The 7,612-nt window shown below is 70.4% G+C and carries 7 protein-coding genes; 6 read left to right on the plus strand and 1 reads right to left on the minus strand.

Annotated features, from left to right (window positions below; translation table 11 throughout):
* From I53_RS03050 to I53_RS33655, 6 genes are all read left to right on the plus strand, one after another.
* On the plus strand, positions 1 to 1,246 hold a 1,246-nt coding region (locus tag I53_RS03050), incomplete at its 5' end, for a dicarboxylate/amino acid:cation symporter (RefSeq protein WP_043346527.1).
* A gap of 51 nt (positions 1,247 to 1,297) precedes the next feature.
* Complete coding sequence (locus I53_RS03055) at positions 1,298 to 2,137, plus strand: bifunctional allantoicase/(S)-ureidoglycine aminohydrolase (RefSeq protein ID WP_043346529.1); 840 nt, start codon at positions 1,298 to 1,300, stop codon at positions 2,135 to 2,137.
* Positions 2,134 to 2,646, plus strand: a complete 513-nt coding sequence (locus tag I53_RS03060) for an ureidoglycolate lyase (protein WP_043346533.1) — start codon at positions 2,134 to 2,136, stop codon at positions 2,644 to 2,646. The genes I53_RS03055 and I53_RS03060 overlap by 4 nt, the downstream gene beginning before the upstream one ends.
* Positions 2,647 to 2,903: 257 nt before the next feature.
* Positions 2,904 to 3,938, plus strand: coding sequence for a TRAP transporter substrate-binding protein (locus I53_RS03065; RefSeq protein WP_043346534.1), 1,035 nt, complete (start codon positions 2,904 to 2,906; stop codon positions 3,936 to 3,938).
* Complete coding sequence (locus tag I53_RS03070; protein WP_043346538.1) at positions 3,938 to 5,575, plus strand: acyl-CoA synthetase; 1,638 nt, start codon at positions 3,938 to 3,940, stop codon at positions 5,573 to 5,575. The genes I53_RS03065 and I53_RS03070 overlap by 1 nt, the downstream gene beginning before the upstream one ends.
* Positions 5,576 to 5,924: 349 nt before the next feature.
* Positions 5,925 to 6,089: a hypothetical protein gene (locus I53_RS33655; RefSeq protein WP_167337807.1), complete on the plus strand. Its 165-nt coding sequence runs from the start codon at positions 5,925 to 5,927 to the stop codon at positions 6,087 to 6,089.
* Positions 6,090 to 6,104: 15 nt separating this feature from the next.
* On the opposite strand, the gene I53_RS03075 is transcribed toward I53_RS33655, so the two are convergent.
* Positions 6,105 to 7,612, minus strand: a 1,508-nt coding sequence (locus I53_RS03075) for a transketolase C-terminal domain-containing protein (protein WP_043346540.1), incomplete at its 5' end; no start/stop codon positions are given.

The raw sequence follows: 7,612 nt of genomic DNA on the forward strand, positions 1-7,612 counted from the left end.
CGGGCGGCTGTGGCCGGACTTTGCAGTCAGCCTGAAGCCCCTCGGCGACGTCTTCATCAAGCTCATCAAGATGGTCGTCGCGCCGCTGGTGTTCGGTGTCGTGGTGCATGGCATCGTCGGCGCCGGCGATCTGCGGAAGGTTGGGCGCGTCGGCCTCAAATCCCTGATCTACTTCGAGGTGGTGACGACCATCGCGCTCGCGCTCGGGCTGGTCCTCGCCTACGTCTTCGCGCCCGGCCAGGGCATGAACGTCGACCTGGCGAAGCTGGATGCCAATTCGCTCTCCAGCTACACCGATCGGGTCGGACAGGTCACGGGAACCGTCGATTTCTTGATGAAGCTGGTGCCGACGACCTTCGTCGACGCCTTCGCGAAGGGCGACATCCTCCAGGTTTTGCTTCTCGCGATCCTGTTCGGGTCCGGCCTCTCGCTCCTCGGCGAGCGCGGCAAGCCCCTGGCCGACAGCCTGGAGCGCATCACCGAAGTCCTGTTCCGGATCATCGGCTTCATCGTGCGGCTCGCGCCGCTCGGCGTGCTCGGCGCCGTCGCGTTCACGGTCGGCAAGTACGGCGTCGGATCCCTGAAGCAGCTCAGCATGCTGGTCGTGCTGTTCTACGGGGGCGTCGCGGCCTTCGTGATCGTCGTGCTCGGCGGCATCATGCGGCTCGCGGGCTTCAGCATCTTCAAGCTGCTCGCCTATCTGCGCGAGGAACTGACCGTCGTGGCCGGCACCGCATCCTCCGACTGCGTGCTGCCGCAGGTCATGCGCAAGATGGAGCGGCTCGGCATCAAGGAATCGACCGTCGGCCTCGTGATCCCGACCGGCTACTCCTTCAACCTGGATGCCTTCTCGCTCTACCTGACCCTGGCCACGGTGTTCATCGCGCAGGCGACCAACACCGACCTGTCCTTCGGTCATCTGATGCTGATCCTCGGCATCGCCCTTCTGACGTCCAAGGGCGCCCACGGCGTGCCCGGCTCGGCGATCGTGGTCCTCGCCGCGACGCTGTCGGCGGTCCCGGAGATCCCAGTGATCGGTCTGGTCCTCGTCCTGTCGGTCGACTGGTTCGTCGGCATCGCCCGTGCCCTCGGAAACCTCATCGGCAATTGCGTGGCGACCGTCGTCATCGCAGCCTGGGAGGGCGATATCGATCGCGCCCAGGCTCACCGGGTCCTGAACGGCGAGGACACGGCCGACACCGCGGCAATCCTCGAGGCCCCCGTCGCGCAGCCGCACACCGCGTGACCGATCCGGGGCAGCCGATTACAGCTTGAAGCCGAATCCCGGAGACCGACCATGAGCGCTGGAGCCTACAACCCCCCGTGCGGCGGCCTGCCCGGCCAGACGGCGCTGATGACCGGCCGCGCCGTGTTCACCGAGGCCTACGCGGTCATCCCCCACGGGGTGATGAGCGACATCGTCACGAGCCTCCTGCCGGGCTGGGAGGGGACCCGGGCCTGGATCCTGGCACGGCCGCTCTCGGGCTTCGCCGAAACCTTCGCCCAGTACCTCATGGAGGTCGCCCCGGGCGGCGGCAGCGAGACTCCCGAGCCGGAGGCTCAGGCGCAGGGCGTGCTGTTCGTGGTCGCGGGCACGGCGAGCCTCACCCTCGACGGCGCCCGGCACGCCCTGCGGCCGGGCAGCTACGCCTATCTCTCCCCCGGCGCGGCGTGGTCCCTGCGCAACGACGGCGACGGGCCCGTGCGCTTCCACTGGATCCGCAAGGCCTACCAGCCGGCGGCGGGGCTGGACGCGCCGCCCTCGTTCGTGACGCACGAATCGGCGGTCGAGCCGACCGGCATGGCCGGCACCGACGGCGCCTGGGCGACCACCCGATTCGTCGGCTCCGACGATCTGCGCCACGACATGCACGTGAACATCGTCAGCCTGCGGCCGGGCGCCTCGATTCCGTTCGAGGAGACCCACGTGATGGAGCACGGGCTGTTCGTGCTGGAGGGCAAGGCGGTCTACCGGCTCAACCGCGACTGGGTCGAGGTCGCGGCGGGCGACTTCATGTGGCTGCGCGCCTTCTGCCCGCAGGCCTGCTACGCGGGCGGGCCCGGCCCGTTCCGCTACCTCCTCTACAAGGACGTCAACCGCCATCCGGCGCTCGCGCCGCGCGGACTCGGCCGTTGAGCGCGGACGCGCGCAGGATCGTCGCCCAGCCTCTGACCGCGGCGGCCTTCGCCCCGTTCGGCACGGTCATCGACGCGGCTGCCGTGGAGCCGCGGCCGATGAATGCCGGGATGGCGCGCCGCTTCCACGATCTCGCCGAGATCGAGGTCGTGGGGGAGGGCGCGCGCGTGGTGATCGGCTTGGTGGAGGCGCAGCCCTATCCGCTGCCGCTGCGCCTCGGCCTGGTGGAGCGGCATCCGCTCGGCGCGCAGGCGTTCCTGCCGCTGAGCGCGGCGCCGTTCCTGGTCGTGGTCTGCCCGGACGAAGAGGGCCGGCCCGGTCGGCCGCAGGCCTTCGTCACCGCGCCCCGCCAGGGAATCTGCTACGCGCGCAACACGTGGCACGGGGTGCTCACGCCCTACGGTCAGCCACAGGATTTCGTCGTGGTCGACCGCGGCGGCCCGGGCGTGAACCTCGAGGAACACACCTTCGCCGAGCCCTGGACGGTCCATCTGCCCGGCCTGGACTGAAGGCGGACGCAGACCGGGCCCGTGGCGCGCCGAAACGACGGCGATTCCGTCGCGCAGGCGGTCTCGCGCGGTCGGGACCGCTTTTGGCGGCGCTCGGCGTGTCAGGGGCGCCCAGATGCAATCAATCCCGGGGGTGGGGCCGCGAAAGTCCGTTGACTGGCACCGGTCAGCGGCTATCGAGGCCGCAACGATGGAGTCCGCACCAACGCGGACCCGAGGAAACGCCGGGCCCGCGGGCCCGCACCGGAAAGGCCGCCATGTCCCTGTCCCGCACGCCCCTGTCCCGCCGGCGATTCCTCGCCTCCGGCTCGACGGCGCTCATCGCCGGCACCGTGGCGGCGCCGCACGTGGCGCGAGCGCAGAAGGCGGAGTTCACCTACAAATACGCCAACAACCTGCCCGACACGCACCCGATGAACATCCGCGCCCGCGAGATGGCGGAGGCGCTCCGCACGGAGACCGGCGGCCGGTTCGACCTCAAGATCTTCCCGACGAGCCAGCTCGGCTCCGACACCGACACGTTGAGCCAGCTGCGCTCGGGCAGCGTCGAGTTCTTCACGATGTCGCCGCTGATCCTCTCGACCCTGGTCCCGAACGCGTCGATCAACGGCATCGGCTACGCCTTCCCGAGCTACGATGCCGTCTGGCCGGCCATGGACGGCGAGCTCGGCGCCTGGGTCCGCCAGCAGATCGCCAAGTCCGGCCTCGTCGCCATGGAGAAGATCTGGGACAACGGCTACCGCCAGACCACTTCGTCGACCCGGCCGATCGCCACGCCCGACGACTTCAAGGGTTTCCGGATCCGCGTCCCGGTCTCGCCGCTCTGGACCTCGATGTTCAAGGCCTTCGACGCCGCGCCCGCCTCGATCAACCTCAACGAGACCTACTCGGCCCTGCAGACCAAGATCGTTGAGGGCCAGGAGAACCCGCTCGCGGTCATCTCCACGACGAAGTTCTACGAGGTGCAGAAGTATTGCTCGCTCACCAACCACATGTGGGACGGGTACTGGTTCCTGGCGAACCGCCGCGCCTGGGAGCGGCTGCCGCCGGATCTGCGCGAGACGGTGGCCCGCCACATCAACGCCGCCGGGATGAAGGAGCGGGCCGACGTTGCCCAGCTCAACGCCAACCTGCAGGCGGAGCTCTCGAAGAACGGCATGGTCTTCAACAAGCCCGATCCGGAGCCCTTCCGCGACAAGCTGCGCAAGGCCGGCTTCTACGCCGAGTGGAAGGGGCGGTACGGCGACGAGGGCTGGTCGCTGCTGGAGAAGGCCTGCGGGAAGCTCACCTGATGAGCGCCGCGGGGGCGCCGCGCGGCGGGGTCGCGCCGTGCTCCCGGCGGGTGATGAACCTCGCGCACTTCCTGCGCCGGGCCGCGCGCCGCTTCCCGGATGCGGTGGGGCTCGCCTGGGGCGCGCGCAGTTGGACCTGGGCCGAGCTCGACGCCCGGGTCGACGCCATGGCGGCGGCGCTCGCCGCCCGCGGCGTGACCAAGGGCGACCGCGTCCTGGTCCAGGCGCGCAACAGCAACCAGCTGTTCGAGTCGATGTTCGTCTGCTTCCGGCTCGGCGCCATCTGGGTGCCGACCAACTTCCGGCAGACGCCGTCGGAGGTCGCGTATCTCGCGAGCGCCAGCGGTGCCTCCGCGCTCATCTGCGGGGCCGGCTTTCCGGACCATGCCGCCGCCGTGCGCGCGGCCTGCCCGGACCTGAACTGCGTCGTCGAGATCGGCGGCACGGCCTTCGGGGCGGATTACGACGCGCTGGTCGCCGAACAACTGGGCCGCGCCGCGCCCGTTTGCGGCGTCGAGCACGACGATCCGTGCTGGTTCTTCTTCACGTCCGGCACGACCGGCCGGCCGAAGGCGGCGGTGCTCACACACGGCCAGATGGCCTTCGTCGTCACCAACCACCTCTGCGACCTGATGCCGGGCACCACCGAGGCCGACGCGTCCCTGGTCGTGGCCCCCCTCTCGCACGGTGCCGGCATCCACCAGCTCGCGCAGGTCGCGACCGGTACGAAGACGGTGCTCACCGCCGGCGAGCGGCTGGATCCCGAAGAAGTCTGGGCGCTCGTCGAGCGTTGGCGCATCGCGAACCTCTTCACCGTGCCGACCATCGTGAAGCTGCTGACCGAACATCCGGCCGTGGAGGCGCACGATCATTCCAGCCTGCGGCACGTGATCTACGCGGGCGCACCGATGTACAGGGCGGATCAGCAGCACGCGCTGCGTGTGCTCGGCCCGGTGCTGGTGCAGTATTTCGGCCTCGGCGAGGTGACCGGCAACATCACCGTGCTGCCGCCCCGCCTGCACGCGGCCGAGGACGGCCCCGCTGTGAAGGTCGGCACCTGCGGCGTCGAACGCACGGGCATGCAGGTCCAGATCCAGGACACGGAGGGGCGCGAATTGCCGCCCGGTGAGACCGGCGAGATCTGTGTCTGCGGCCCGGCCGTCTTCGCGGGCTACTACGACAACCCGGAGGCCAACGCGGCGGCGTTCCGCGACGGCTGGTTCCGGACCGGGGACCTCGGCCATTGCGACGCGGAAGGCTTCCTGTTCATCACCGGCCGCGCCTCGGACATGTACATCTCGGGCGGCTCGAACGTGTATCCGCGCGAGATCGAGGAGAAGCTCCTGACGCATCCGGCGATCTCCGAGGCCGCGATCCTGGGCGTGCCCGACCGCGCCTGGGGCGAAGTCGGTGTCGCGGTCTGCGTCGCGCGTCCCGGGGCGTCGGTGGAAGAGGGAGAATTGATCGCGTGGCTGTCCGCCGCGGTCGCCCGCTACAAGCTGCCCCGGCGTGTGTTCTTCTGGGACGCGCTTCCGAAATCCGGCTACGGCAAGGTGACGAAGCGCGCGATCCGCGCGGAACTCGAGTCGCGCGGTGATCTGCCCCTCGAAAAGCCGGCCCAGGCGTCGGATCGGTAGACGTCTGGCGGACGGCTCTCACGGCGTCGTCGCGCGCGCGGCGACGCAGTTCGGCGTCGCGGGAGATCGGCGGCCGTGGCACCGCTGGATCGCTTCGCTGCCCGCGGAGACGTCCAGACCCACCACAGTGCAGCTTGCGCATTGAGCGGGCTGCGCAGACCGCACTGCACACGTCGCCGAGATCGCCACACCGTCCTGATTCCGGCGTCTGTTAACGTCCCATCCCGAAAGCATGTTTTCGCTGCATGACAGCCCGAACGCGCAGCCTCTGACACGCGCTCGCAAACCGGCTCATATTGCATCGCAACACGCCGGGCTTCCCGCCCGGGCATGACCGGGATCGGGTACGATGACCACCCTCGCGAATCTCGTCGGCTTCCGCACCCAGAGCGGCGCGCCGCTCCTCGCGCAGATCGCCGGGCGCTTCGGCGTCGCGATGCGCCGCGCCGCGGCCGGGCGCTACGCCGAGCAGCGCGACCGCATCGTGCGCACCGGCGGCGCCGGCATGATCTGAGTCCTCAGGCGCGTCTCAGCGCAGGCGCGCCCGTGCAGTCTCCGCCACCGCCTCCGCGGTGATGCCGAAATGGCGGAACAGGTCTTCCGGCGCTCCCGAGGCGCCGAAGCCGGTCATGCCGACGAAGCCGCCATCCTCGCCGATCCAGCGGTCCCAGCCGAAGCGAAGAGCGGCTTCGACCGCCACCCGCACGGTATCGCGGGGAATGACGCTCGCGCGATACGCGGCATCCTGCGCGGCGAAGGCTTCCCAGGAGGGCATGGAGACGACGGCGGTCGGCACACCCTCGGCCTGCAGCATCGCGCGGGCCGTAAGCGCCAGCGCGACCTCCGAGCCGGTCCCGATCAGCGTCACCCGCCGGGGACCCGAGGCCTCCGCCAGAACGTAGGCGCCCCGCGCGCTCCGGTTCTCCTCGATGCCCGGCCCGCGGAGTGCCGGCAGAGCCTGGCGCGAGCAGACGAGCGATGTCGGGCCGGTCCGGTTGGCCAGCGCCATCTCCCAGCATTCGGCGGTCTCGACCGCGTCGGCCGGGCGCAGCACCAGCATGTTGGGGATGGCCCGCAGGGACGCGAGGTACTCGACCGGCTGATGGGTCGGTCCGTTGCGGCCGATGGCGATCGAATCGTGGCTGTAGACGGTGATGACCGGCAGGTTCATCAGCGCCGCCATGCGCAGGGACGGCCGCATATAGTCGGAGAAGACCAGATAGGTCGCGCCCACCGGCACCAGCCCGCGATGGGCCGCGATGCCGTTCATCATCGCGCCCATCGCGTGCTCGCGGATGCCGTAATGCAGGTAGCGGCCCGACCGGTCCTGGGCCGTGAAGGCGTGGAGCGCACCCTTGTGCTTCGTCGGCCCCTCCAGATCCGGGGCGCCCGAGAACAGTTCGGGCATGCCGTCGGACAGGGCGGCGACGATCTCGGCGGAGACCTCGATGCTGGGCCGCGCCGCCCCGGCCTCGGCGAAGCGGTCGCGCAGCCCCCGGAGCGGCGCATGCCAGCCCTCAGGAAGGCGGGCGTCGGAAACTCGGTCGAATTCCGCCCGCACTTCGGCCGGCAGGGCGTCCCGGCGCCTCGTCCAGACGGTGTAGCCATCGCGGTTGCGGCCGGAAACGCCGGCCTGCCACGCCGCGGCGACATCGTCGGGCACGGTGAAGGGCGGGTGATCCCACCCCCGGGCGGCCCGCGCCTCGGCGCAGTCACTGGCGAGCACGCGCCCGCCATGGGCGCCGCGCTGGCCCTCGAGGCGCGGCAGGCCCCGCCCGATCACGGTGCGGCAGGCGATCAGGGTCGGGCGCGGGTCGCCCTGGGCGAGCCGGATCGCCGCCGAGACCGCCTCGACGTCGTGCCCATCGGCGTCGATCACCTGCCAGTCGGCGGCGCGGAAGCGCGCGCGGACGTCCTCCGAGATCGACAGGTCGGTGGCGCCGTCGTCGGTAATGCGGTTGTCGTCCCACAGGAAGGTGAGCTTTTCCAGGCGCAGATGGCCGGCCAGCGAGATCACCTCGTGGGCGATGCCTTCCT

The organism is Methylobacterium sp. B1 (genome assembly GCF_000333255.1).
GTDB lineage: Bacteria > Pseudomonadota > Alphaproteobacteria > Rhizobiales > Beijerinckiaceae > Methylobacterium > Methylobacterium fujisawaense.

What these genes read in the sequence shown, in the direction of transcription:
- I53_RS03055 (WP_043346529.1), top strand. Translation starts at nt 1,298, where the DNA reads ATGAGCGCTGGAGCCTACAACCCCCCGTGCGGCGGCCTGCCCGGCCAG.
- I53_RS03065 (WP_043346534.1), top strand. Translation starts at nt 2,904, where the DNA reads ATGTCCCTGTCCCGCACGCCCCTGTCCCGCCGGCGATTCCTCGCCTCC.
- I53_RS03070 (WP_043346538.1), top strand. Translation starts at nt 3,938, where the DNA reads ATGAGCGCCGCGGGGGCGCCGCGCGGCGGGGTCGCGCCGTGCTCCCGG.
- I53_RS33655 (WP_167337807.1), top strand. Translation starts at nt 5,925, where the DNA reads ATGACCACCCTCGCGAATCTCGTCGGCTTCCGCACCCAGAGCGGCGCG.